The following is a 23,810-nucleotide window of genomic DNA, read 5'->3' on the forward strand; positions in this document are numbered from 1 at the left end:
GTTTATAGCAATATAGATGTTATTCGCCTAATTAATTCGTAGTTAATCACAATGCGAAGTTGGAAATAAAAGAAATGCCAAAGATTAAAACTGTACGTGGCGCAGCAAAGCGCTTTAAAAAAACTGCAGGCGGTGGCTTTAAGCGTAAGCATGCAAACCTTCGTCACATCCTGACTAAAAAGTCAACTAAGCGTAAACGCCATTTACGTCCGAAAGGAATGGTATCTAAGGGCGATCTGGGTCTGGTAGTTGCTTGCCTGCCTTACGCATAAGTAAACAATTTAGTTAATATAAGATAAAGACGATAGGAGATAGCTTATGGCTCGCGCAAAACGTGGTGTAATCGCCCGTGCACGTCACAAAAAAATTCTGAAGCAAGCGAAAGGTTACTATGGTGCACGTTCACGTGTTTACCGCGTAGCATTTCAAGCGGTAATCAAAGCTGGTCAATACGCTTACCGTGACCGCCGTCAACGTAAACGTCAGTTCCGTCAACTGTGGATCGCACGTATCAACGCTGCGGCTCGTCAGAACGGTCTGTCTTACAGCCGCTTCATCAATGGCTTGAAAAAAGCTTCAATTGAAATCGACCGTAAGATCTTAGCAGACATCGCAGTTTTCGATAAAGCAGCATTCACTGCTTTAGTTGAAAAAGCGAAAGGCGCTTTAGCTTAATTGTTTGCTTGGAAAGAGGAGGGAAACTTCCTCTTTTCATTTATAGCTATTTGTGTTAATACTTTAGATACAGTTAGTTATTGAGAGTTTACTACATGCATTCTGTGATTTTTCGTTTCTTTTTTTACTTTAGCACCTGAATTTCGGGGGCTTTTTCGCGTAAATAGAAAAAAGAAATGAAAAGTTACGCTAAAGCCTCCTTAGGGAGGCTTTTTCATTTCTAGTTTTAGATTAAGTACAGTAAAATCAGTTAAGTATTCATTCATTACCAAATAGAATGTGAAGCTTAATATATATAGTGAATAACTAGCAAAAAGACCAAGTGGTCATAAAGGGGAAACAATGCCACATCTCGCTGAGTTGGTTGCACAGGCAAAAGCAGCCATTGAACAGGCCCAAGATGTTGCTACGTTGGAATCAGTGCGTGTTGAATATTTAGGCAAGAGCGGCCATTTCACACTACAGATGAAAACGTTGCGTGATCTGCCTGCTGAGGAACGCCCAGCAGCAGGGGCTGTGATAAATGAAGCTAAAGTACAGGTTCAAGATGCACTGAACGCCCGTAAGGACGCGATGCAAGCTGAAATTCTTAATGCACGTCTAGTATCAGAAAAAATTGATGTGTCATTACCTGGGCGTCGTATGGAAAATGGTGGGTTACACCCAGTGACCCGTACAATTCAGCGAATTGAAGAGTTTTTTGGCGAATTAGGTTTCTCTGTTGAAACTGGTCCAGAAATCGAAGATGACTATCATAACTTTGATGCGTTAAATATACCTGCTCACCATCCCGCGCGTGCTGACCATGATACTTTTTGGTTTGATGCAAAACGCTTACTGCGTACGCAAACATCGGGTGTACAAATCCGTACAATGAATGGCCAACAACCACCGATTCGTATCATTGCTCCTGGTCGTGTATATCGTAATGATTACGACCAAACGCATACACCAATGTTCCATCAAACAGAAGGCCTGATTGTTGATAAAGATATCAGCTTTACCAATCTAAAAGGCACATTGCATGATTTCTTGAATAACTTCTTTGAAGAGGAAGTTCAAGTACGTTTCAGACCATCATATTTCCCATTCACCGAACCTTCAGCGGAAGTTGATGTTATGGGTAAAAATGGTAAATGGTTAGAAGTATTAGGCTGCGGAATGGTGCATCCAAATGTATTGCGCAATGTAGGTATTGACCCTGAAGTCTACTCTGGATTTGCCTTTGGTATGGGGATGGAGCGCTTAACAATGTTGCGTTACGGTGTTTCTGACCTACGTGCATTCTTCGAAAATGATCTTCGTTTCCTCAAACAGTTTAAATAAGGCGGGTCTATCTCATGAAATTCAGTGAACTATGGTTACGCGAATGGGTAAACCCGGCGATCAGTAGTGAAGCATTATCAGACCAAATCACCATGGCGGGCCTTGAAGTTGATGGTGTTGAAGGTGTAGCAGGTCAATTTAACGGTGTTGTGGTAGGTGAAGTGGTTGAGTGCGGCCAACACCCAAATGCAGACAAACTGCGCGTGACAAAAGTTAACGTTGGTGGTGAGCGTTTACTCGACATCGTATGTGGTGCTCCAAACTGTCGTCAAGGTCTTAAAGTTGCTGTCGCAACGGTAGGTGCAGTATTACCGGGTGATTTTAAAATTAAAGCGGCAAAACTGCGAGGCGAACCTTCTGAGGGGATGTTGTGTTCCTACTCAGAACTCGGTGTTTCTGATGACCATAGTGGGATCATCGAATTACCTTTAGATGCAACAATTGGAACAGATATCCGTGAATATCTGAAACTGGATGATAATGCGATTGAAATTAGCATAACGCCTAACCGTGCCGATTGTTTAAGTATTCTAGGTGTTGCGCGTGACGTTGCTGTTATTAATAAATTAGCGCTATCTGAACCTGCAATTAACACAGTACCTGTAACCACTAAAGATACTTTCCCAATTCGTGTTGAAGCACCAAATGCTTGTCCTCGCTTCGTTGGTCGTGTAATCAAAAATATTGATGTATCGGCTCCAACTCCAATGTGGATGAAGGAAAAGTTACGTCGTGGTGGCGTACGTTCGATTGATGCGGTAGTTGATATTACTAACTATGTATTATTAGAACTGGGTCAACCTCAACATGCTTACGATTTAGACCGCTTAGACGGCGCGATAGTCGTTCGTATGGCAAAAGAAGGTGAAAAACTGGTTCTGCTCGATAGCAGTGAAGCGACATTAAAATCAGACACATTAGTGATTGCTGACGAATCAAAAGCATTAGGTATTGCAGGTATTTTTGGCGGTGAACACTCTGGTGTTAATACTGAAACCAAAAATATTCTGTTAGAGTGTGCGTTTTTTGACCCATTATCAATTACAGGTCGTGCGCGTAATTACGGTTTGCACACAGATGCTTCACATCGTTTCGAACGTGGTGTTGACCCTCAATTGCAGTTTAAAGCCATTGAGCGTGCTACAGCGTTAATTGTTGAGATTTGTGGCGGTGAAGTTGGTGAGATCATTAATGTCACTAATGAACAACATTTACCGAAAGCGGCAAATATCAAACTGACTCGTCAAAAATTAGACCGCTTAATTGGTCATTTTATTGAAGATGAATTAGTGACTGATATCTTAACTCGCTTAGGTTGTGAGGTGACGGTTTCTGCTAATACATGGGATGTTGTTGCTCCAAGCTGGCGCTTCGATATGCAAATCGAAGAAGACTTAGTGGAAGAAGTGGCACGTGTCTATGGTTACAACAGCATTCCAGACGTACCGCTACGTGCTGATTTGATCATGACAGATCACAAAGAAGCTAACTTGCCATTGAAGCGCATTAAAGCGATGTTAGTCGACCGTGGTTATCAAGAAGCCATCACTTACAGCTTTGTTGATCCTAAAATTCAAACGTTATTACATCCTCAGCAAGAAGCATTAGCTTTACCTAACCCAATTTCTGCTGATATGTCTGCAATGCGCTTGTCATTGTTGACTGGTTTATTAGGTACTGTTGTCTATAATCAGAATCGTCAACAAAATAGAATTCGTTTATTTGAGACAGGTCTGCGCTTTATTCCTGATAATCAAGCAGAATATGGAATTCGCCAAGAACCTATGCTGGCAGGGGTCATTACAGGTAACAGATTTGAAGAACATTGGTCATTAGATAAACAAGTTGTTGACTTCTTTGACTTAAAAGGTGATCTTGAAGCTGTTTTTGAATTGACTGGGAAACTAAATCAAATTACATTTAAATCTGAGGCACATCCTGCATTACATCCAGGTCAAAGTGCTGGGATTTATCTGGGTAATGAACACATTGGCTTTATCGGTGTTGTTCACCCAGAGTTAGAACGTAAACTCGATTTAAATGGTCGTACGGTGGTGTTTGAGGTTCGTAGTGATGCGATAGCACAACGTGTCATCCCTGAAGCTAAGGCGATTTCACGCTATCCGTCGAACCGCCGCGACATCGCTGTAGTCGTGCCAGAAAATGTCGCCGCTGCAGAAGTTTTGGCAGAGTGTAAAAAAGTTGGCATAAATCATATAGTTGGCATAAACTTGTTTGATGTGTATTGTGGTGAGGGGATAGCGGACGGTTACAAGAGCCTTGCTATCAGTCTTGTCTTCCAAGATACCCAAGGTACGATGGAAGAAGAAGAGATTACCGCTACCGTTGATCTGTGTGTTGCTGCGTTAAAACAGCGATTCCAAGCCTCCTTGAGGGACTAATCCTATGGCGCTTACTAAAGCTGAAATGTCAGAAAATTTGTTTGAAAAACTGGGTGTTAGCAAACGTGATGCTAAAGACCTTGTCGAAACTTTCTTTGAAGAGGTTCGCCTTTCCTTAGAAAACGGTGAGCAAGTAAAATTATCTGGGTTCGGTAACTTTGATTTACGTGATAAAAATCAACGTCCTGGACGTAACCCAAAAACTGGGGAAGATATTCCAATTACTGCACGCCGTGTTGTTACTTTCCGCCCAGGGCAAAAATTAAAAAGCCGTGTGGAAAAAGCAACTCCGAAAGAGTAATTATATCGTTTGATATGAAAAAGACCGCCTAGGCGGTCTTTTGTTTTTACTAAAAGTGCAGAGTTAGTATTTATTAGCCATATAAGTAGCAATAGCTTCAAAATAATGGGTAGACATATTTTCTCTTAAAGTTATGTCTTCTGGTTTAGTGTTCTTTGAAAAGGTATTTGCAGGTATGAGTAGAGCTTTTGCTGCAATAGCGAGATTATGTGCAGACATTTTATTTTTGTCTGAGTTTTTTACTATCCCAGCAATTAGAGGGGCTAGTGTTTGAGCTAAGGGTGATTTCATTACTTCGCTGTGCTTTAATACTGAAGCTTTCCATTGACTAGAATTCTCTGTGATTTCATCGAAAAGATAGCGAATTAGTTTTCTAGTATGTTCGTTACATCCACCTAAATCTTCTGCTTTTGAAACTTGTTGTTTGAATATCTGTGCTTTTTGTTGAGTGAAAATGTTAAATTCTAACATTTCAATTATTTTCAGTAACGCATTGTGATTTTCTGATTTTTCTGTGAATATTTCTCCTACTTTAACTTTCAACAGATTGAGGTAGTCTTCGTGATGTTGATTCATGAGCAAACTCATTCTATTTTCTTCTGAGGGAAAATTACTATTTACTTCAGAGCATAAAGATTTTAACGCCCCTGCTAGGTTACAAGTATCTAAATCAGCTAAATTTGATTTATTAATATTATCTTTTATAAATTGCATGGCTGTTTCTTGACCTGGAATTCGAAAAATTCCTTCCGTTGATAGGGCGTTATTTTTTTCAATTAGGATTTTAACTAGTGTTTGTATAATAGGTGGTTTTGTTTCTAACAGAGAGACTTCATGTGGCGAAAGTGCGTTTCTGCTAACGGTATCAGAAATAGTACTGTTTACTAATTTTTCTTGTTCTGTCAATGCCTTGAACTTTACATTTTCTATATTTATAGGTTCGAAATTGTGATTTGAGACGAAACCAAAGAAACTTTTGCAGCTATTTATTATTTTCTTTATGGATGCAAAAAACCCCTTTCTTTCGCTATATACAGTCTCTATTGGTTGGGCTGGTTGTAGGTTAAATGATTTAAGCCTAGGATGAAGATTTGTATTTGATGTAGTACCCATATAATTTCCTTTTGATGAGGTCGTTAAATTATGCAGGAGCATAAGATTATTGTTATCGCTTTGCTTACATAAAAAGCTATAATTTCCTGACTTAATGAAAAATAAGAAAAAATTCAATGGATCAGCAACTTGAAAATTTGCATCATCAACAGCGATGTTCCGACTTAAAGCTAATTAGTCTATTGAGTGCTTTGCTGATTACTGCTGTGCTATTTTCTCTGTGTGCAGGTGAAGTGTGGTTACCACCAACACAATGGATGAGTGATGCAGGACACATGTTCGTGGGACAAATTCGTTTTCCCCGCACACTTGCGGTGATTGTTATTGGCGCAGCTCTTGCAGTCACAGGGGCTATCATGCAAGCCTTATTTGAAAACCCCTTGGCCGAGCCTGGCTTATTGGGGGTAAGTAACGGTGCAGGTGTTGCTGTGGTGCTGGCTGTATTATTGTCTTCAGGCGTGACGCACTATTGGCTATTAAGTATTAGCGCAATTATGGGAGCACTATTTTTTACCTCCATATTGCTCTATTTTGCTCGCCGTAAAAACTTGAATAATTCAAGTTTATTGCTTGTTGGTGTTGCTCTGGGCGTGATTAGTGGCGCCTGTATGACATGGATGGTGTACATGAGCAGCAACCTTGATTTGCGACAGTTACTCTATTGGATGATGGGGAGTTTTAGTGGGGTTGATTGGCGACAATTTGGTCTTGTTATTGGTTGCTTGCCATTTTTAATTTGGGTGCTTTTCCAAGGAAATATACTGAATTACCTTTCATTAGGAACGGTACAAGCCTATCAATTAGGTATCTCAATTCATAAATGGCGTTTTATATTGATTATTATTAGCGGTGTATTAATTGGTCTCAGCGTTGCTATTGCGGGGGCGATTAGCTTTATTGGCTTAGTTATTCCTCATATATTGAGATTAAGTGGTTTAACAGATAACCGCGTATTATTGGTTGGTTCTGCAGTGGCAGGGGCATTAGGGTTATTAACAGCAGATATTCTGTCTCGGTTATTAATCGCCAATGCGGAAGTTCCCATTGGTGTTATTACGGCAACCTTAGGGGCCCCGGTATTTATTTTCTTGTTAATTCGTCACCAACAATGGCGGTAAAAATGATGGAAAATAAATTAATTATTGATATTAAAAATATTACTATCGATACACGCTTGGTCAATGTTTCAGCTCAAGTGCTAGCTGGTGAACAAATTCATATATTGGGTGCCAATGGGGCCGGAAAAAGTACATTATTAGCTGCGATAAGCGGTTATTTGCCTGTAGGTGGCGATATTTTAATTGGTGGACGAAGCATACGGCAATATCATATTGCTCAATTGAGCCAACAACGTGCTTATCTTTCACAATTAGTTAGTTACATTCCAATACTCAAAGTTTTTCAATATGTTGGCCTGTTTTCACCTAACACAGTGTTTTCTGCTGGTGTTTTTGAGCGTTTATGTGGCGATTTTCAACTAACATCATTATTAAGTAAACCTATTAACCAACTCTCGGGTGGTGAATGGCAAAGAGTCCGAATTGTAGCAGCATTTTTGCAGGTCTGGGATAAACAGCAATGCGAGGGGAAATTTATATTATTGGATGAGCCGACCAATAATTTAGATATTATTCAGCAAGCAATGCTTGATAAATGGATTAAATATTTTTGTGATTGCTTAGGAACCGTTATAATGAGTGGTCATGATCTTAGCCATTCGTATAAAAATGCATCTTGTATTTGGATGATAAAACAAGGACAGTTAGTCGCAGTAGGGAAACCAGAATGTATAATGACAGAAAAAAATTTATCTGACATATTTATGTCTGAAATTAAGTTAAGCCACAGTGCATCTCACCGGGTGTGGCAGGTTATAAATTTAACGGATAAGCAATAAGGTGTTTTTATCACTTATTTTTGCATGATAATCCCGCAATGTTTGCAGGTGTTGAGGTTCGGTTAAAGTATAATTAACTAGAATATTCTATTCACAATGAAAACTAGGCTATAAACAATATGAGCAATTTCTTACCATTTTCAAAACCGGCAATCGGTGATGAAGAGGTCAAGGCAGTTGAAAAAGTTCTGCGTTCAGGCTGGATAACTACAGGCCCACAGAATCATCAATTAGAAGAAGATTTTTGTAAGCGTTATGGCTGTAAGCATGCGATTGCACTTTCTTCTGCAACAGCGGGGATGCATGTTGTCTTAATGGCATTAGGTATTGGCCCTGGTGATGAAATTATTACACCATCACAAACATGGGTTTCTACGATTAACATGATTGAATTGCTTGGTGCAACCCCTGTGATGATTGATGTTGATCGTGACACATTAATGATCCAACCCGATGCCGTAGAAAAAGCGTTAACAGAAAAAACAAAGGCCATTATCCCAGTTCATTATGCGGGGGCTCCTTGTGATCTTGACGCATTGCGTTTGATTGCTCAAAAAGCCGGTGTAGCTTTAATCGAAGATGCAGCACATGCAGTGGGTACTCGTTATAAAGATGAGTGGATTGGCGAAAAGGGAACGTCTATTTTCTCTTTTCATGCCATCAAAAATGTCACCTGTGCGGAAGGGGGATTAGTCGCAACAGATGATGACAAGCTCGCTCAGCGTGTACGAACGCTTAAGTTTCACGGTCTAGGCGTTGATGCGTTTGATAGACAAATGCAAGGCCGTAAGCCGCAAGCAGAGGTTGTTGAACCCGGTTTTAAATATAATTTGTCGGATATTCATGCCGCGATTGCAGTGGTGCAGTTATCACGAGTAGAGCAATTAAATCAGCGTCGTGCTGAGCTAACTGCTCGTTATCGTGAATTGCTGAAAAACTCTCCTTTGCAAATGTTGAGTGTACCTAGCTACTCACATTTACATGCGAATCATTTATTTATGGTACGTGTCGATAAAGCCGAATGTGGAATTGATCGCGATACATTCATGGAAAAATTGAAAGAGCATGATATTGGAACAGGGTTGCACTTTCGCGCCGCACATACTCAAAAATATTATCGCGAAAAATACCCTGAATTAGTTTTACCTGAATCAACTTGGAATAGCGCCACATTGTGTTCATTACCTTTATTTCCCGATATGACGGATGCAGATGTTGAACGGGTTGTCAAAGCTGTAGAAGCAGTTCTTTTGGAGTCAAAATAGTGTCACACGCAGATGAATTTGATGAGATAAAAAAAGTCTCAGTGGTAATCCCTGTCTATAATGAAGAGCAGAGCTTACCGCAATTACTAGAACGTACTATCAAGTCATGTAAACAATTAACTCAATCTTATGAATTAATTTTAGTTGATGATGGTAGTAGCGATCGTTCAGCGCAAATGCTTACAGAAGCAGCGGAAAATCCAGAAAACCACGTTATTGCAATTATTTTAAACCGTAATTATGGGCAGCATTCTGCTATTATGGCAGGTTTTAACCAAGCGGATGGCGATTTAGTAATTACCTTGGATGCGGATTTGCAAAATCCGCCAGAGGAAATCCCTCGTTTAGTGCAAACAGCGATGCAAGGTTATGATGTAGTTGGTACACGCCGTGCGAATCGCCAAGATTCTTGGTTTCGCAAAACAGCGTCTAAAATGATTAATGCGATGATCACCAAAGCAACAGGCCGCTCTATGGGTGACTATGGCTGTATGTTACGTGCGTATCGCCGTCATATTATTCAAGCTATGTTGCAATGTCATGAAAGAAGTACATTTATTCCTATTTTAGCAAATACATTTGCACGTAGAACCATTGAAATTGATGTAGCGCATGCAGAACGCGAGTTTGGTGATTCTAAATACAGCTTTATGAAGCTGATTAATTTAATGTATGACTTATTAACATGCCTGACTACGGCACCACTGCGTTTATTGAGTGTTGTCGGTAGTATTATCGCCGCTGGCGGTTTTTTATTAGCGGTATTGTTAATTGCATTGCGTTTAATTTTTGGCGCAGAGTGGGCCGCAGATGGCGTATTCACGCTGTTTGCAGTACTCTTTATGTTTATTGGTGCACAGTTTGTTGCCATGGGTTTATTGGGCGAATACATTGGTAGGATCTACAATGATGTGCGCGCGAGACCCCGTTATTTTATTCAAAAAGTCGTTGGAGCAGATGCGAAATCCGACAAAAATCAGGAAGAAGACTAATGAAAGCTATTGTTTTTGCCTATCATGATATTGGCTGCGTAGGGCTAAAAGCGCTTGAAAAAGCAGGTTTTGATATCCAAGCAGTGTTTACCCACACTGATGACCCAAATGAAAACCACTTTTACTCCTCTGTTGCGCGTTTAAGTGCTGACATGGAGCTTCCTGTTTTTGCGCCTGAAAACGTTAATCACCCATTGTGGATTGAACGTATTCGCGAAATGAAACCTGATGTGATTTTCTCCTTCTACTATCGTGATATGTTGAGTGAAGAGCTGTTAGCTATCGCGCCTAAAGGTGCGTTTAATCTACATGGTTCATTACTCCCTAAATATCGCGGTCGTGCGCCTATTAATTGGGCATTATTAAAAGGCGAAAGCGAAACAGGTGTAACCTTACACAAAATGGTAGCTAAAGCCGACGCTGGCGATATCATTGCTCAAGAAAAAGTGGTTATTACCGATACAGACACTAGCCTAACTTTACATGCAAAAGTCCGTGAAGCGGCGGAAGTTTTGCTGGAGAAAACACTGCCATTAATCGAAACTGGTAGCTACAAAGCCGTTGCACAAGACGAAAGTCAAGCAACGTACTTTGGTCGTCGTACCGCTGAAGATGGTTTGATTAATTGGAACGACAGTGCAAAAGACGTTAACTGCTTGATTCGTGCAGTGACTGAACCTTACCCAGGTGCGTTTACCTATTTAGGTGCACGCAAAATGGTTATTTGGCGCGCACGCGTTTTAGATGATAACCAAGGTAAACCAGCAGGTACGGTACTTTCGAGTGACCCACTGCGTATCGCTTGTGGTCAAGGTGCTATCGAAGTGATTAGTGGCCAAAGTGAGACGGGTTTATATATGCAAGGTAGCCGCCTTGCTAACGAAATGGGTATCGTGACAGATGTTCGTGTTGGTGCAAAACCAACGGCACAAGTAAAACGTCGTACACGTGTTCTGATCCTTGGTGTTAACGGCTTTATCGGTAACCACTTGACTGAGCGCCTGTTAAAAGACGGTAATTACGATATCTATGGTATGGATATCGGTTCTTCCGCAATTGAACGTTTTATTGGTAACCCACGTTTCCACTTTATTGAAGGTGACGTTAGCATCCATACAGAATGGATTGAATATCACATCAAAAAATGTGACGTTATTCTGCCTTTGGTTGCGATCGCGACGCCAATCGAATATACCCGTAACCCACTGCGTGTTTTCGAGTTAGACTTCGAAGAAAACTTAAAAGTTGTACGTTACTGTGTGAAATACAACAAACGCATCATTTTCCCATCAACTTCTGAAGTTTATGGTATGTGTGATGATAAAGAGTTTGATGAAGATGAATCACGCCTGATCGTAGGTCCAATCAATAAACAACGTTGGATTTACTCAGTATCTAAACAATTACTTGACCGAGTGATTTGGGCATACGGTGCAAAAGAAGGTCTGAAGTTCACCTTATTCCGTCCATTTAACTGGATGGGACCACGTTTAGATAGCTTGAACTCTGCGCGTATTGGTAGTTCTCGTGCAATTACACAGTTGATCTTGAACTTGGTTGAAGGTTCTCCGATTAAACTGGTTGATGGTGGTGCACAAAAACGCTGTTTTACAGATATTAAAGACGGTATTGAAGCACTGTTCCGTATTATCGAAAATAAAGATGGTAAGTGTGACGGCCAAATCATCAATATCGGTAACCCAACGAATGAAGCCAGTATTCGTGAATTAGCGGAAATGTTGCTGGAAAGCTTCGAAAAACACCCACAACGTGGAAAATTCCCTCCATTTGCAGGTTTCCGTGAAATCGAAAGCAGCAGCTATTATGGCCAAGGGTATCAAGACGTTGAACACCGTAAACCAAGTGTTGAAAACGCACGTCGTTTACTGGACTGGGTTCCAACTATCGATATGAAAGATACCATTGAAGAAACATTAGATTTCTTTTTACAAGGTGCTGTTGAAGAGTTAGGTAATAAAGACTAATGAAAAAAGTTGGCTTGAGAATTGATGTGGATACTTACCAAGGTACATTAAAAGGGGTTCCACAGTTACTCAAAGTGCTCAAAGAGCATAATATTCAGGCCAGCTTTTTCTTCAGCGTAGGACCCGATAACATGGGGCGCCATTTATGGCGCCTTTTGCGTCCTAAATTTCTGTGGAAAATGCTTAGGTCTAATGCAGCATCCCTTTATGGGTTAGATATCTTATTAGCGGGCACAGCATGGCCGGGTAAAAAAATTGCTAAGGATTTAGGTTACTTGATGAAACAAACCTTGGATGCTGGCCATGAAGTTGGCTTACATGCATGGGATCATCAAGGCTGGCAGGCTAAGGTTGCGAAATGGAGCAAACCGCAACTGACAGAGCAGGTTAAGCTAGGTGTTGATGCATTGGAGCAAGCTATTGGGCATCGTGTGACTTGTTCAGCCGTCGCTGGTTGGCGAGGCGATGAGCGCGTATTGGAAGTTAAACAAACGTTTAACTTTGACTACAACAGTGATTGCCGTGGTAAATATCCATTTAGGCCAATTTTAGCGGATGGCTCATTAGGGACAGTTCAAATTCCTGTAACACTGCCGACTTACGATGAAGTTGTGGGAACAGTCGTGAGTGATGAGGCATTTAATGATTTTATTCTTCAAGCAATTAAAGAAGATCAAGGCATTCCAGTTTATACTATTCACACTGAAGTGGAAGGGATGTCTAAATCGGAACAATTTTCACAATTATTGGAACGAATTACACAAGAAGATATCCAATTCTGTACATTGAGTGAATTACTGCCAGACGATTTGAATTCATTGCCAAAAGGGCGTGTGGTGAGGGCACCATTCCCTGGGCGTGAAGGCTGGCTAGGCTGCCAAGAAGAGGAATAAGCAACCTATGTTGAATAACCGAGCGAGCAAAGTAGGAGCCTCTCTGCTGGCTCTTTTTTTTATCTTAACCTATTTATTGCCGTTGGATAGCCGTTTACTTTGGCAACCAGATGAAACACGATATGCGGAAATTAGCCGTGAAATGTTACAGCGTGGGGATTGGATTGTTCCTTACATGCTGGATGTACGTTATTTTGAAAAACCAGTAGCAGGTTACTGGATAAACAATATTAGCCAAATGATTTTTGGTGAAACTAATTTTGCTGTTCGCTTTGGTTCGGTTTTTTGTATTTTCCTCAGTGCATTACTTGTCTACCGTATGGCAAAAATGATGTGGCGTAATAACCACGTTGCTTATGTTGCTAGCCTCATTTATATCTCAATGTTCTTGGTATTCTCCATCGGAACTTACAGTGTACTCGACCCAATGTTGTCTTTATGGATAGCGGCAAGCATGTTCTGTTGTTTGTGGGCAATGAAATCGAGAGAAGTAAAATCTAAACTAGCGGCATGGCTTTGTCTTGGGCTGGCTTGTGGCATGGCATTTATGACTAAAGGCTTTTTAGCCCTTGCGATCCCCGTGATAGTCATGCTTCCTGTCACAATCTATCAAAAGCGGTTCCTTGAGTTACTTAAGTACGGGCCGCTTGCAATAATTTCGGCGGTTATTATCAGTTTGCCATGGGCTTTGGCGGTTGCAAAACAAGAACCAGACTATTGGCACTATTTCTTTTGGATTGAGCACATTAAGCGTTTCACAGCAGATGATGCGCAGCATATTGCACCGTTTTGGTATTATATTCCAATTATCATTCTTGGCGCTATTCCATGGGCAGGGCTGTTGCCAGGTGCGATAATGAAAGGCTGGAAAGAACGTAAATCTAGCCCCGATATGTTTTTCTTACTGTGCTGGTTTGTTGTTCCTGTTATCTTTTTCAGTATTTCCCGCGGTAAGTTACCAACGTATATGTTACCGTTTATGGCGCCATTGGCATTGCTTATGGCGAAGTATGGGGTTGATTGCGTTCGTAATGGTAAAATGAAAGCATTGAAAGCCAATGGGATCATTAATGTTGTATTAGGGATCGCTGCGGTTATAGCGGTAATTGTCGTGAGCACGGTGATCAAAAAACCGTTATACGAACCTGATGAATGGTCAAAAATGGTGTTAGGTGTCGTTGCATTTTCTATTTGGGCGATTATCGGTTACCTATGTACGGTATTAAATGCTAAATATTGGTTATGGGCAGCCTCGTGCTCTTTGGCCGTGAGTTTGTGTATTGGTAGTGCTCTGCCGAACAACACCATCGATTCTAAATTACCTCAAAACTTTATTCATCAAAATCATGATTTACTGATGAATAGCAAATATTTGATGGCAAGTAATGTTGGGGTCGCAGCAGGCCTTGCGTGGGAAACACAAAATTCCAATATCTATTTATACAATAGTAGTGGAGAGCTAAGTTACGGTTTGGAATACCCAGATAGCCAACATCGCTTAGTTAAACCGGATCAATTTGCACAGTGGCTAGAAAAAGCACGTAAAGAAGGGCAGGTAACTGTTGTCTTTTTATTAGGCCGTAAAGAAGGGTTACCGGATATTCCTAAGCCAGATGAAGTCATTAAAAATTCACGTATGGCGATTGTGGTTTACCATCAACAATGATTGCACAACTACTGCTGTTATTGCTGGTTAGCGTTTTGACCTGCGTTGGGCAAGTGGCTCAAAAGCAAGCCGTCGTCAATTGGCAGAGTAATAAAACCAATAAAACAGCATCAGCCTTTCGGTGGCTGGTGCTGGCGGTTTTTATGCTAGGCCTTGGCATGTTGTTTTGGTTGAAATTATTGGAAACCATGCCGCTGAGTATCGCTTATCCAATGTTAAGTATTAATTTTGTATTAATTACTTTAATTGGCCAGTTTGTTTATAAAGAGCAAACTGGGCTTAACCACTGGTTAGGGGTTGCTGCCATTATGTTTGGTATTTTGCTAATGAGTATCGGCGTATGAACAAGGGTTATTTGTGGGTGATTAGCAGTGCTTTATTAGTCACAGTCGCTCAACTGAGCTTAAAAGCCGGGGTAGTTGAACTACCCTCATTCACACTTGGCTGGCATTGGCTACAATTAGAGTGGTTACTCGCAAATATTACTAGCTTAGGAATTATTTTTTTAGGGTTAGTTTGTTATGCGTTATCGATGTTATGTTGGCTATTAGCTTTAAAACACATAGCATTGAATAAAGCTTATCCGCTTATTAGCTTAAGCTATGTTTTCGTTTATTTATTAGCAGTTTTCTTACCTTGGTTTAATGAACCTGCGACAGGACTAAAGGCCATTGGAATTGGCTTTATTTTATTAGGGGTATGGCTAATTAGCCGGCCCAATAAATCACCAAGTGATAGAACGGAATAATTTCTTAGTTGCTTATATTATAGTCTTCACGCACTATAATATAAGCAAGTTATCGCAATAAGATAGATAAATAAGGTGCTTTATGGTTATCAAAATACAACACCTACCACTATTATTGTGTTTAGTTTTAATTGGTTGTTCATCGACATCCGTTAAAAGAACGCCGCCGCCATTAAAAACACAATTATCAGACCCAATCATGACGATAGCGCAATTAAAAGACCAGCTAGAGCAATGGTATGGTACGCCTTATCATTATGGTGGAATGAATCAAAATGGTGTGGATTGTTCCGGTTTTGTCTATCGCACATTTAACGACCGTTTTGCCATTCAGTTACCTCGAACAACAGTAGATCAAACTCAATTAGGCACACGGATTGATAAATCTGATTTGATGCCAGGGGATTTGGTGTTCTTTAAAACAGGTTCAGGGGAGAATGGATTGCATGTGGGGATTTACGATACCGATAATACATTCATTCACGCATCAACGAGTAAAGGGGTAATTCGTTCATCAATGGATAACGTTTATTGGCGAAAAGTGTTTTGGCAAGCAAGACGTATCTAAATTCACTATTTTATTCAGTGATTATGCTATCTTAAGGGCAAGTTTTGTTTTAAGGATAGCTCAATGTCAACAGTACGTTTACTCATCTCAGAATCCTACGACCCTTGGTTTAACCTTGCGGTTGAAGAAACTATTTTCCGACAAATGCCAACCGACCAACGTGTTATGTTTCTTTGGAGAAATGCGGATACCGTGGTCATAGGGCGCGCTCAGAATCCGTGGAAAGAATGTAATACACGGCGGATGGAAGAAGATAATGTTCGTTTAGCTCGGCGCAGTAGTGGTGGTGGCGCTGTCTTTCATGATCTAGGTAACACTTGTTTCACATTTATGGCGGGAAAGCCAGAATATGATAAAACAGTTTCTACACAAATCATTGTTGATGGATTAGCACAGGTCGGTATTAACGCACAAATTTCAGGTCGCAATGATTTGGTTTTAGATACAGAAAGTGGTCCGCGAAAAATATCCGGTTCTGCATACAGAGAAACGAAAGATAGAGGTTTTCACCATGGAACCTTGCTGATTAATGCAGATTTAAGTCGTTTAGCTAATTACCTGAATCCAGATCCTAAAAAATTACAGGCAAAAGGGATCACGTCAGTGCGTTCTCGTGTAGCTAATTTATCTGAACTTGTTCCTAATATTTCTCATGAAATTGTTTGTGAGGGAATAATTAAAAGCTTTTTTAATTACTTCGGTGAAACGGTCGAAGCAGAGTATATTTCCCCTGAAAGATTACCTGATTTGCCAAATTTTCCAGAAACCTTTGCTAAGCAAAGTAGTTGGGAATGGAATTTTGGGCAAGCACCAGCGTTCACTCACTATTCAGATACACGTTTTTCTTGGGGAGGAATCGAGTTTCATTTTGATATCGAAAAAGGCGTGATAAATCGCTGTCAGTTTTTTACAGATAGCTTAGACCCATCCCCTTTGGAGTGGTTAAGTGAGCAATTGACGGGTAAAACATATCAGACAGAAACAATACGCTCTTTAGGTAAACAAATGGCCGTAAAATGGCCTCAATTGCAGGAGCAGTTAGCTGATTTGGAAAACTGGTTAGTGCATGAATTAAGTTAAAAAAAGAGCCGACATAGTCGGCTCAGACATAGACTTCAAAATTGCAAATAACTAATAGGAAGGGATGTTCTAAAATAATCAGTTATGACAGCTACAAGTCATAAAGTTTTTGCATTCAGGTAATTCACCTGATTGGCGAAATTTTGCAGGCGTTGTATCAAAGTGCTTTTTAAAGATGCGGGTAAATGTCGCCTGTGAACTAAAGCCATATTGCAATGCGATATCAAGAATAGGTAAGTTGCCTTCACGTAATGATTTAGCTGCTTCTAATAAACGACGTTTACGGACGTATTCACCAAGCGTGCAGCCTTTCATTTCCTTGAAAACACGCTGTAAATGCCATTTTGAATAGCCGCTTTTATCGGCAATTGTGTCGATTTTGATGCCTTCATTGCGCTGCAACTGACTTTCAAGCCATTTAACAATATCGTTGACTACACTTTCTGACATATTTACCTCCTACTCAAGTAGGCTATTGTTCATTAATAACTAATAATAACTCACGAAATTAGGGTCTATTCTTCCTGTTTTTCCGATATATCGATAGGCTAAACGTGCGGTTTTTTAATGAGAATAACTATCAGTACAATAGATGTTGAAAAAATTAACATTTTAAACATTCAATATTGTATGTTTAAAATTCTTTTAATTCAAGTAACTATGTTTTTATGTCATTTTTATAGATGAGAAAAAGAGAAAGTTTTCATCATGTTCAAAAAAATTGTTCAAGCTATTCGAAATTATTAACCAAGTAAATAATTGAAATATTATTGCTTCATTTATAATCGTATTTCTATAACAATAAACAGGAAATTCCGAGGTAATTGTTATGATTGAAAGTGCTTGTAACTACAGTTTTCGTAGTATGAATAACTAATATATGCGGTAAGTTAAATACTTTATGCGAGAGATGGATGATTATTCTATTTCTATATCAAAAAGTGGCTTGTATCGTTGTTGTGAATTAATGAGGTAAAGGGTCTATGGCAATTTTCATGTCTAATTCAAACCACAATTTCTGATTGAAAAGTATTTAGAAAATTACCATGACAGATTATCTACTTTCTTATTATTCTTTTATTATATGCGAGATATCGAAAGAATTTGCTTGCTCCATTCTATTTGTTCGGGAGTGCCTTCAATACGCTGGCCATACATTTGAATAATTTGGTTACCTTGGGTATCAAAGACCTCAAGACTTGTCACAAAGCCATCTTTAGTTGGCTTACGTGTGGCCCAGCACTCAGAAATGCCATTTTCAATGATATGAAGTTTAAAGTTTGTACTTGAAACATTTAACCAATCAGTTTGAGAACTTTCAACAGAGAGTGATGACAGTTCATTTATTTTTCCTGTAAATATTTGCACACACCCACGGTTTCCTACAAAGAGCATAACTTCATTTTTTGCATGGTATGCAAGAGAGAGTAATTCAGATAAAGCCGTAGTAGGGACTTGCCATGCTAATTCTTGGCTAACGACACGAAAAACTTGCTGACGACTTAAATTGTGTTTCTTTAATATACCAAAAAACTGATGAACATTGGTCATCTCACGCCATTGTTGCTCTAATTGAGAGGCGAGTTCTTCGCTAATTTTTTGTTCTGAAAATGGCGAAATTGTTTTAGGTTCGATAGGCGGATTCTCTGATGTGCTGTAGCGCTCTATCATGGCTTGCCAAGCAGCTATATCAGAGTTGTCGGTGGAAAAGACCTTGTGTAACGAATCACCATATTTATCGAAAAATTGAATACTGTGGCGAGTTCCCTCTGGCATTTTTTCAGTGAGTGCAAAAACTGAGCTCCACTGCGCAAAGAACATGCGTAAGTCTAATGCTTTAGGGTTTAGAAATAGCCCACCGTGGTTACTGAATTTTGGGTTATTGTATGCACCCGTTTGAATACTAACAGCGTACTGATTACGAGTGATCCCTATAGCTTTTCCTATTGTGGTTAAATCTTGCAAGATATCAACAGGTTTACTGACCAATCGTTGAACATTATCTTTACCGACACGACAATGAATTAGTTGGGCCTCTGATACGCCAAGTAAGGCCGCTATTTCTTGGGAGTGCTTATCAGAGTGCGTTTTCTTAGCTTGCAGGTAATCATTATAGAGGTTTGAATTCACAAATTTTTCCTTAATAAAATTAAAAGACATAGTGAAAAGTTATCAACTGATTTATTTTTTATACTGCTGATAAATTTAATAAAATCAGTTGATAACATGGTTTTTTACTACTTAACTACCAGTTGTAATTCATGTTGAGATAAAAGTTCCGACCTTCTTGGGGTACGCCAGTGGAAGATAGATATGGCTTATCAAATGCATTTTTCATTGTGAGAGTCGAACTTAACCCTTTTATGAATTGATCTGCTTGGTAATTCACATAGAAATCATGAATGCTATAGCCCGCATATTGAATGACTTCTTTATGATAGCGGTCTAAGCCTTTATCAGATCTGTGATGCCACTTTTTATATTTATCGTTACCTTGAAGTTGCGTTCTTGCAGAGAATTCCCCTATCCAACCTAGAGTAAAGCCAGTACTAGCAACCGGTACATTGAATCGAGCCGTTAGTGTTTCAGGACGTATAGACGAAAGAGAATAATGTGAGCCGTCTTCTCTACCTGTGGTTTTATTGTGATTGATATTTAACTCAAACCACCGTGTTCTGTAGCTTATAAAGCTATCGATGCCATAAATGGATGCGCTGGGGATATTGATATAATAAAGTTCATCTGGGAACCATTGGCCATACCTTGGCGTATAAAGACCTTCAAGGGCAATATGGTTTTTAGCTTTGGTCTTAAAGTAGGTTGAACCGAATTGAAGGTCGCTATTATCAATAAATACCCCATCAAAACTGATTTTTATACCTGTTTCGAGGGTTCTATTCGTTTCTGGACGTAAATCAGGCGATGGACGAAAGTTCGAGGGAGTGCCAAAAAAGGGTATAGTGAAATGGTTTGAATTGTTATAAAGCTCGGACATACGTGGAGTACGGTATGCTTCAGCGTATGATGAGTAAAGATTGAGCCAATGGGTTGGAGTAATACTAACAGCCATACGGGATGACAAGTTGATATGTTTATTTTCAGGGAAATTATTCCTCGATGCACGGTATTGTGTAAAGCGCGTTCCAATTGATAAAGTTAACGGTAATTGATGCAATGTCATGTCATTGACTAACCAGCCAGACAGGTTATCAAGTTCTGCTGGTGGATAACTTATTGCATACTGATTTGACGTTTGCTTTTGCTGATAATATTCGAAACCACTTTGAATATGATGATTCACCCAGTTATACATAGGTAAAGTGAAGCTATTAGTAAATTTAGTCCCATAGGTATATTGATTTCGCGTTTCAGAGCCATACTCTTTTGGTTTGCTCTTGACCTTAACTGTATCAGTTTGATCTAAATATAAATCTGTATAATAAATATCCCACTGGGCTTGCCAATTTACCTCATTTTTGGGTGTAAAAAATTGGCTAATGGCAACATCTCGCTGATGGCTTTGTCTTTCATGCGGTGTATTTGGATATCTATTTTTTTCTGAAGGTTTAGCGGGTTGTTTTACCCCTAAACTGTTGTTGCGGTATTCTTTTAATTGTAACGTCAAGTTATATGAAGGGTGGGCAAGCCAGCTGCTTTTGAGCATCCAGTTGCTTAGCTGTTCAGTATTATCAACCTCTTCAAACTCGGGTGAGCCGAGTAGGTGCTTTTTACGTTGACTATAGGTAAACAGAGTATCTGTTGATTCAGTTCTGCCTAATAGCGTTGCACCTGCATAGTAACCGTGATCATTACGGTTAATACCGCTAAAGACCTGACCACCGATTTTTTGCCCTGGTTTTAATATGTCAGCTGCATTTATTGTTTTGAATGATACGACTCCGGCTAACGCGCCGCCGCCATGATGTACAGATGATGCGCCTTTATGGACGTAGACTTTTTTTACTAAGGTGGGGTCAATAAATGTAGCTTCATATAAGCCGGAATAAAAGTCTTGGGTGATATTATCAACGGTGACTTTAACACCTCGTGAATCATAACCCCGCATTTGAATGCCCTGGCCATAAGTGCTATTAGAACCAGAAACAAATACTCCAGCTTGGCCTTTTAGTAAATCTAAGGCGGATGTCGCAGATTGATATTCAGGCGCTTTTGCATCAATTACATCGACTTGTTCTGCTACAGCGATATTTTCTAAACTAAGAGGTGAGGTCGAAACGTGAATAATGTCGCGGGTATTCGCTTTTGTAGTCGATAAGTTTTCACCTAAAGCGGTGTTGCTAAACCCGGTCATTACAACGGTGGCAGCAATAGCTGAGAGTGATATTTTATGATCTTGATGGATTGATGCAGGCATCGATTTAAACAGCATAGGAAATCCTTTCCTTTGGTTTCAGAATTTGCTGGCTGCCTGGATAAATAATCTGGGTGGCATGCAATAAATATTTATGTAACTCATTTATTTATTAGAACTATTTAGCCCTGTAATGTCGTAGCGAATAATGGGCTAGGCTACAGAAGTTCTAACGGATAAATTAGTTTGTAGTGAGAATTATTATCGTTGGTGCGAGGTGGGTCAAGGATTTTTTGGATTAAAATTCTGTATTTATTTTATTAATTAGATTATTATATTATTTAATTATGCATTAAATGATAATTATTTTTTTTGTAAATATAAAAGCCCTTTAGTTTCTATGTTCACTAAAGGGCTCATAATAAAAAAATTGGAATGATTTGGCTTATTTAAAGCGTGACTCAACAGCTTGAGCAAGAATTTCAATAAGTTGTTCGGTATCTTCCCAGCCAAGACATGGGTCGGTAATAGATTGGCCATAAACTAACGGTTGGTCAGAAACCACTTTTTGTGTGCCTTCAACTAAGAAGCTTTCTGCCATCACTCCACTGATAGCGGTCGAGCCATCTTTTATTTGCTCCGCAATATCTCGTGCAACTTCGAGTTGGCGACGATGAATTTTTTGGCAATTACCATGGCTGAAATCGACCACTAAATGCTCTGGTAATTCGAATTTACGCAGTTTGTCACAGGCTGCTGCTAAGTCACCAGCCGTGTAATTAGGCTGTTTACCGCCACGCATAATGATATGGCCATGCGGGTTACCACTGGTTTGGTAAATGGTCATTTGGCCATTCTTATCCGGCGATAAAAACATATGCTGCGCCTTTGCAGCTCTTATCGCATCAATAGCAATATTAATATTGCCGTCGGTGCCATTTTTGAAACCTACAGGACAGGACAATGCGGATGCCATTTCACGGTGGATTTGGCTTTCTGTTGTGCGAGCGCCAATTGCTCCCCAACTAATGAGATCGGCAATATATTGGCCCGTGACCATATCAAGGAATTCGGTTGCCGTGGCTAACCCTAACTGGTTAACTTCAATCAATAATTTACGAGCTAACCGGATACCAGTGTTGACTTGGCAAGAATTATCGAGGTTAGGGTCAGAAATTAACCCTTTCCAACCAACGACAGTACGTGGTTTTTCAAAGTAAGTCCGCATGACGATTTCTAAACGGTCTTGATGACACTCTCTTAACACATTTAGTCTTTTAGCGTATTCAATAGCGGCATCAATGTCATGAATGGAACAAGGGCCGACAATGACCAGTAAACGTGGGTCTTGGCCGGATAATATTTGTTCTATGCGTTTTCGTGACGCTGTCACGTTTTCAGCGACTTTTTGGGAAATAGGAAACTCATCAGCAAGAGTTTGTGGGGTAATTAAACTGTCCACTCTCGCAGTACGTAATTCATCAGTTTTGTGCATTTTCTTTCTCAAAGAACTTTAATAGGCATATGCCCTATAAGTGATTAAGATCACAATAAACGAATATGGCTTAATTTCAACCTCCAACTTAGCAGGAATGAATATTTTTTTTATTTGTATTCATTAAAAGATTCGTCTTTGTAAGCCCATGGTATCAATCACTTTTGCTGAAATTTCTTCAACAGAATAGTTAGTTGTATTTAAGTAGTTGATTTTATTTTGTCTAAATAAAGCTTCCACTTCAGCTATCTCAATACGGCATTGCCTTATGGATGCATAACGGCTATTTTCACGGCGCTCTTCGCGGATAGCTGCTAGCCGTTCAGGGCTAATAGTTAAACCAAACAATTTATGTGTATATGGGCGTAATGCTGCAGGTAATTGTAAATTATCCATATCATCAGCCGTAAATGGGTAATTTGCCGCTTGGATACCAAATTGCATCGCTAAGTAGAGGCTTGTTGGCGTTTTGCCACAACGTGAAACACCAATTAGTATCACTTGAGCTTGGTCTAAATTTCGTAAAGAAATCCCATCGTCGTGAGCCAGTGTGTATTCAATAGCAGCTATACGTGCATCATATTGATTCATATTTTGCATAGATAGGCCATGGGTTCGGTTGAGTTTTGGCTCAGGTTCTAGGCCGACTTCCTTCTGAATTGGGGCGACTAGACTTTGGACGATATCTTGGCAAAAACCTGCACTCTGGGTAATGATTTGCTTAACTTCAGGGGAGATAATCGAATAGAACACTAAAGGACGCAACTGGGTTTCTTCGAAGATAATATCTATTTTTTGCTTAATTTCATGTGCACGAGCTTCGCTTGTTACAAACGGCAGAGTATAAGAAATAAATGACAGAGGAAATTGAGAAAGTACGGCGTGTCCCAAAGTTTCAGCGGTTATCGCTGTTCCATCAGAAATAAAAAAAACAGTACGTTGAACTTGGCTTACCATATTATTCATTGCTCCTAATTCGCTCATCATTATTCGTCTCTATTGTATTTATCACTGGATATTGGGAAATATTATCTTTGTTTAAAGTTTAAAAATTAGTTTATAGGGGAAACTATAGCCATTTTTTGAACGATT

Annotated in this window: 23 protein-coding genes and 1 other annotated feature; of the genes, 17 read left to right on the forward strand and 6 right to left on the reverse strand. The window is 39.7% G+C overall.

Annotation, left to right across the window (positions count from 1 at the left end):
- Positions 1-74 precede the first annotated feature (74 nt).
- From rpmI to ihfA, 6 genes are all read left to right on the forward strand, one after another.
- Positions 75-272 (forward strand): 50S ribosomal protein L35, encoded by a 198-nt coding sequence (rpmI, locus tag PR834_RS10745; RefSeq protein ID WP_004263702.1) that lies wholly within the window; start codon positions 75-77, stop codon positions 270-272.
- Positions 273-318: 46 nt separating this feature from the next.
- Complete coding sequence (gene rplT / locus PR834_RS10750) at positions 319-675, forward strand: 50S ribosomal protein L20 (protein ID WP_004263714.1); 357 nt, start codon at positions 319-321, stop codon at positions 673-675.
- An 89-nt stretch (positions 676-764) separates the two neighbouring features.
- Positions 765-894: a sequence feature (Phe leader region), on the forward strand.
- The gene (pheM, locus tag PR834_RS20445) at positions 771-815 is read left to right on the forward strand and encodes a pheST operon leader peptide PheM (protein WP_136134757.1); all 45 of its coding nucleotides are present in this window, start codon (positions 771-773) and stop codon (positions 813-815) included. Its footprint overlaps the feature before it by 45 nt.
- A 123-nt stretch (positions 895-1,017) precedes the next feature.
- Positions 1,018-2,001, forward strand: coding sequence for a phenylalanine--tRNA ligase subunit alpha (pheS, locus tag PR834_RS10755; RefSeq protein ID WP_004263717.1), 984 nt, complete (start codon positions 1,018-1,020; stop codon positions 1,999-2,001).
- 14 nt (positions 2,002-2,015) lie between these two features.
- Positions 2,016-4,403: a phenylalanine--tRNA ligase subunit beta gene (pheT, locus tag PR834_RS10760; RefSeq protein ID WP_272536648.1), complete on the forward strand. Its 2,388-nt coding sequence runs from the start codon at positions 2,016-2,018 to the stop codon at positions 4,401-4,403.
- A gap of 4 nt (positions 4,404-4,407) precedes the next feature.
- On the forward strand, positions 4,408-4,704 hold the full coding sequence (ihfA, locus tag PR834_RS10765) for an integration host factor subunit alpha (RefSeq protein ID WP_004263721.1): 297 nt from the start codon (positions 4,408-4,410) through the stop codon (positions 4,702-4,704).
- A gap of 63 nt (positions 4,705-4,767) precedes the next feature.
- Here the strand turns inward: ihfA and PR834_RS10770 are convergent, their stop codons facing one another.
- Positions 4,768-5,817, reverse strand: coding sequence for a RhoGAP domain-containing protein (locus PR834_RS10770; RefSeq protein ID WP_272536649.1), 1,050 nt, complete (start codon positions 5,815-5,817; stop codon positions 4,768-4,770).
- Positions 5,818-5,933: 116 nt separating this feature from the next.
- Here PR834_RS10770 and btuC point away from each other — a divergent pair, with 116 nt between their 5' ends.
- From btuC to PR834_RS10825, 11 genes are all read left to right on the forward strand, one after another.
- A complete protein-coding gene (gene btuC, locus PR834_RS10775; RefSeq protein WP_272536650.1) occupies positions 5,934-6,935 on the forward strand; it encodes a vitamin B12 ABC transporter permease BtuC in 1,002 nt (333 codons plus the stop codon).
- A 2-nt stretch (positions 6,936-6,937) separates the two neighbouring features.
- Positions 6,938-7,714 carry a vitamin B12 ABC transporter ATP-binding protein BtuD gene (locus PR834_RS10780; protein ID WP_272536651.1) on the forward strand — a complete coding sequence of 259 codons (777 nt, stop codon included), beginning with the start codon at positions 6,938-6,940 and terminating at the stop codon, positions 7,712-7,714.
- A gap of 119 nt (positions 7,715-7,833) precedes the next feature.
- Positions 7,834-8,979 (forward strand): UDP-4-amino-4-deoxy-L-arabinose aminotransferase, encoded by a 1,146-nt coding sequence (gene arnB / locus PR834_RS10785; RefSeq protein ID WP_096863957.1) that lies wholly within the window; start codon positions 7,834-7,836, stop codon positions 8,977-8,979.
- Positions 8,979-9,971, forward strand: a complete 993-nt coding sequence (gene arnC / locus PR834_RS10790) for an undecaprenyl-phosphate 4-deoxy-4-formamido-L-arabinose transferase (protein ID WP_004263733.1) — start codon at positions 8,979-8,981, stop codon at positions 9,969-9,971. Before arnB ends, arnC begins: the two co-directional genes overlap by 1 nt.
- Positions 9,971-11,956, forward strand: a complete 1,986-nt coding sequence (gene arnA, locus PR834_RS10795) for a bifunctional UDP-4-amino-4-deoxy-L-arabinose formyltransferase/UDP-glucuronic acid oxidase ArnA (protein ID WP_272525190.1) — start codon at positions 9,971-9,973, stop codon at positions 11,954-11,956. The genes arnC and arnA overlap by 1 nt, the downstream gene beginning before the upstream one ends.
- On the forward strand, positions 11,956-12,849 hold the full coding sequence (gene arnD / locus PR834_RS10800) for a 4-deoxy-4-formamido-L-arabinose-phosphoundecaprenol deformylase (protein ID WP_004263737.1): 894 nt from the start codon (positions 11,956-11,958) through the stop codon (positions 12,847-12,849). Before arnA ends, arnD begins: the two co-directional genes overlap by 1 nt.
- Before the next feature lie 7 nt (positions 12,850-12,856).
- Positions 12,857-14,515 (forward strand): lipid IV(A) 4-amino-4-deoxy-L-arabinosyltransferase, encoded by a 1,659-nt coding sequence (gene arnT, locus PR834_RS10805; RefSeq protein ID WP_004263740.1) that lies wholly within the window; start codon positions 12,857-12,859, stop codon positions 14,513-14,515.
- On the forward strand, positions 14,512-14,859 hold the full coding sequence (gene arnE, locus PR834_RS10810; protein WP_004263742.1) for a 4-amino-4-deoxy-L-arabinose-phosphoundecaprenol flippase subunit ArnE: 348 nt from the start codon (positions 14,512-14,514) through the stop codon (positions 14,857-14,859). Before arnT ends, arnE begins: the two co-directional genes overlap by 4 nt.
- Positions 14,856-15,263 carry a 4-amino-4-deoxy-L-arabinose-phosphoundecaprenol flippase subunit ArnF gene (gene arnF / locus PR834_RS10815; RefSeq protein ID WP_004263744.1) on the forward strand — a complete coding sequence of 136 codons (408 nt, stop codon included), beginning with the start codon at positions 14,856-14,858 and terminating at the stop codon, positions 15,261-15,263. Before arnE ends, arnF begins: the two co-directional genes overlap by 4 nt.
- An 82-nt stretch (positions 15,264-15,345) precedes the next feature.
- Complete coding sequence (locus tag PR834_RS10820) at positions 15,346-15,831, forward strand: C40 family peptidase (protein WP_036958662.1); 486 nt, start codon at positions 15,346-15,348, stop codon at positions 15,829-15,831.
- Between the two features lie 63 nt (positions 15,832-15,894).
- Entirely contained in the window at positions 15,895-16,911 is a 1,017-nt protein-coding gene (locus tag PR834_RS10825; RefSeq protein ID WP_110591611.1) for a lipoate--protein ligase A, read from the forward strand.
- A 78-nt stretch (positions 16,912-16,989) separates the two neighbouring features.
- Here the strand turns inward: PR834_RS10825 and PR834_RS10830 are convergent, their stop codons facing one another.
- The 5 genes from PR834_RS10830 to ppsR all read right to left on the reverse strand — a co-directional run bounded on the left by PR834_RS10830 (position 16,990) and on the right by ppsR (position 23,705).
- Positions 16,990-17,361 (reverse strand): helix-turn-helix domain-containing protein, encoded by a 372-nt coding sequence (locus PR834_RS10830; RefSeq protein ID WP_004910390.1) that lies wholly within the window; start codon positions 17,359-17,361, stop codon positions 16,990-16,992.
- Positions 17,362-17,991: 630 nt separating this feature from the next.
- The gene (locus PR834_RS10835; protein WP_196724789.1) at positions 17,992-19,041 is read right to left on the reverse strand and encodes a hemin-degrading factor; all 1,050 of its coding nucleotides are present in this window, start codon (positions 19,039-19,041) and stop codon (positions 17,992-17,994) included.
- 115 nt (positions 19,042-19,156) lie between these two features.
- Positions 19,157-21,301: a TonB-dependent receptor domain-containing protein gene (locus PR834_RS10840; RefSeq protein ID WP_196724790.1), complete on the reverse strand. Its 2,145-nt coding sequence runs from the start codon at positions 21,299-21,301 to the stop codon at positions 19,157-19,159.
- Between the two features lie 367 nt (positions 21,302-21,668).
- Positions 21,669-22,718: a 3-deoxy-7-phosphoheptulonate synthase gene (locus PR834_RS10845; protein WP_272525189.1), complete on the reverse strand. Its 1,050-nt coding sequence runs from the start codon at positions 22,716-22,718 to the stop codon at positions 21,669-21,671.
- 123 nt (positions 22,719-22,841) lie between these two features.
- Positions 22,842-23,705, reverse strand: coding sequence for a posphoenolpyruvate synthetase regulatory kinase/phosphorylase PpsR (gene ppsR / locus PR834_RS10850; RefSeq protein WP_004263762.1), 864 nt, complete (start codon positions 23,703-23,705; stop codon positions 22,842-22,844).
- Between the last annotated feature and the right edge of the window lie 105 nt (positions 23,706-23,810).

The sequence above is a fragment of the Providencia sp. PROV182 genome (assembly GCF_028480325.1).
GTDB lineage: Bacteria > Pseudomonadota > Gammaproteobacteria > Enterobacterales > Enterobacteriaceae > Providencia > Providencia hangzhouensis.

Excerpts from the sequence above, each read along its gene's own strand:
- rpmI (WP_004263702.1), top strand. The coding sequence starts at position 75 with ATGCCAAAGATTAAAACTGTACGTGGCGCAGCAAAGCGCTTTAAAAAA.
- rplT (WP_004263714.1), top strand. The coding sequence starts at position 319 with ATGGCTCGCGCAAAACGTGGTGTAATCGCCCGTGCACGTCACAAAAAA.
- pheS (WP_004263717.1), top strand. The coding sequence starts at position 1,018 with ATGCCACATCTCGCTGAGTTGGTTGCACAGGCAAAAGCAGCCATTGAA.
- pheT (WP_272536648.1), top strand. The coding sequence starts at position 2,016 with ATGAAATTCAGTGAACTATGGTTACGCGAATGGGTAAACCCGGCGATC.
- ihfA (WP_004263721.1), top strand. The coding sequence starts at position 4,408 with ATGGCGCTTACTAAAGCTGAAATGTCAGAAAATTTGTTTGAAAAACTG.
- PR834_RS10770 (WP_272536649.1), bottom strand. The coding sequence starts at position 5,817 with ATGGGTACTACATCAAATACAAATCTTCATCCTAGGCTTAAATCATTT.
- btuC (WP_272536650.1), top strand. The coding sequence starts at position 5,934 with ATGGATCAGCAACTTGAAAATTTGCATCATCAACAGCGATGTTCCGAC.
- PR834_RS10780 (WP_272536651.1), top strand. The coding sequence starts at position 6,938 with ATGATGGAAAATAAATTAATTATTGATATTAAAAATATTACTATCGAT.
- arnB (WP_096863957.1), top strand. The coding sequence starts at position 7,834 with ATGAGCAATTTCTTACCATTTTCAAAACCGGCAATCGGTGATGAAGAG.
- arnA (WP_272525190.1), top strand. The coding sequence starts at position 9,971 with ATGAAAGCTATTGTTTTTGCCTATCATGATATTGGCTGCGTAGGGCTA.
- arnD (WP_004263737.1), top strand. The coding sequence starts at position 11,956 with ATGAAAAAAGTTGGCTTGAGAATTGATGTGGATACTTACCAAGGTACA.
- arnT (WP_004263740.1), top strand. The coding sequence starts at position 12,857 with ATGTTGAATAACCGAGCGAGCAAAGTAGGAGCCTCTCTGCTGGCTCTT.
- arnE (WP_004263742.1), top strand. The coding sequence starts at position 14,512 with ATGATTGCACAACTACTGCTGTTATTGCTGGTTAGCGTTTTGACCTGC.
- arnF (WP_004263744.1), top strand. The coding sequence starts at position 14,856 with ATGAACAAGGGTTATTTGTGGGTGATTAGCAGTGCTTTATTAGTCACA.
- PR834_RS10820 (WP_036958662.1), top strand. The coding sequence starts at position 15,346 with ATGGTTATCAAAATACAACACCTACCACTATTATTGTGTTTAGTTTTA.
- PR834_RS10825 (WP_110591611.1), top strand. The coding sequence starts at position 15,895 with ATGTCAACAGTACGTTTACTCATCTCAGAATCCTACGACCCTTGGTTT.
- PR834_RS10830 (WP_004910390.1), bottom strand. The coding sequence starts at position 17,361 with ATGTCAGAAAGTGTAGTCAACGATATTGTTAAATGGCTTGAAAGTCAG.
- PR834_RS10840 (WP_196724790.1), bottom strand. The coding sequence starts at position 21,301 with ATGCTGTTTAAATCGATGCCTGCATCAATCCATCAAGATCATAAAATA.
- PR834_RS10845 (WP_272525189.1), bottom strand. The coding sequence starts at position 22,718 with ATGCACAAAACTGATGAATTACGTACTGCGAGAGTGGACAGTTTAATT.
- ppsR (WP_004263762.1), bottom strand. The coding sequence starts at position 23,705 with ATGATGAGCGAATTAGGAGCAATGAATAATATGGTAAGCCAAGTTCAA.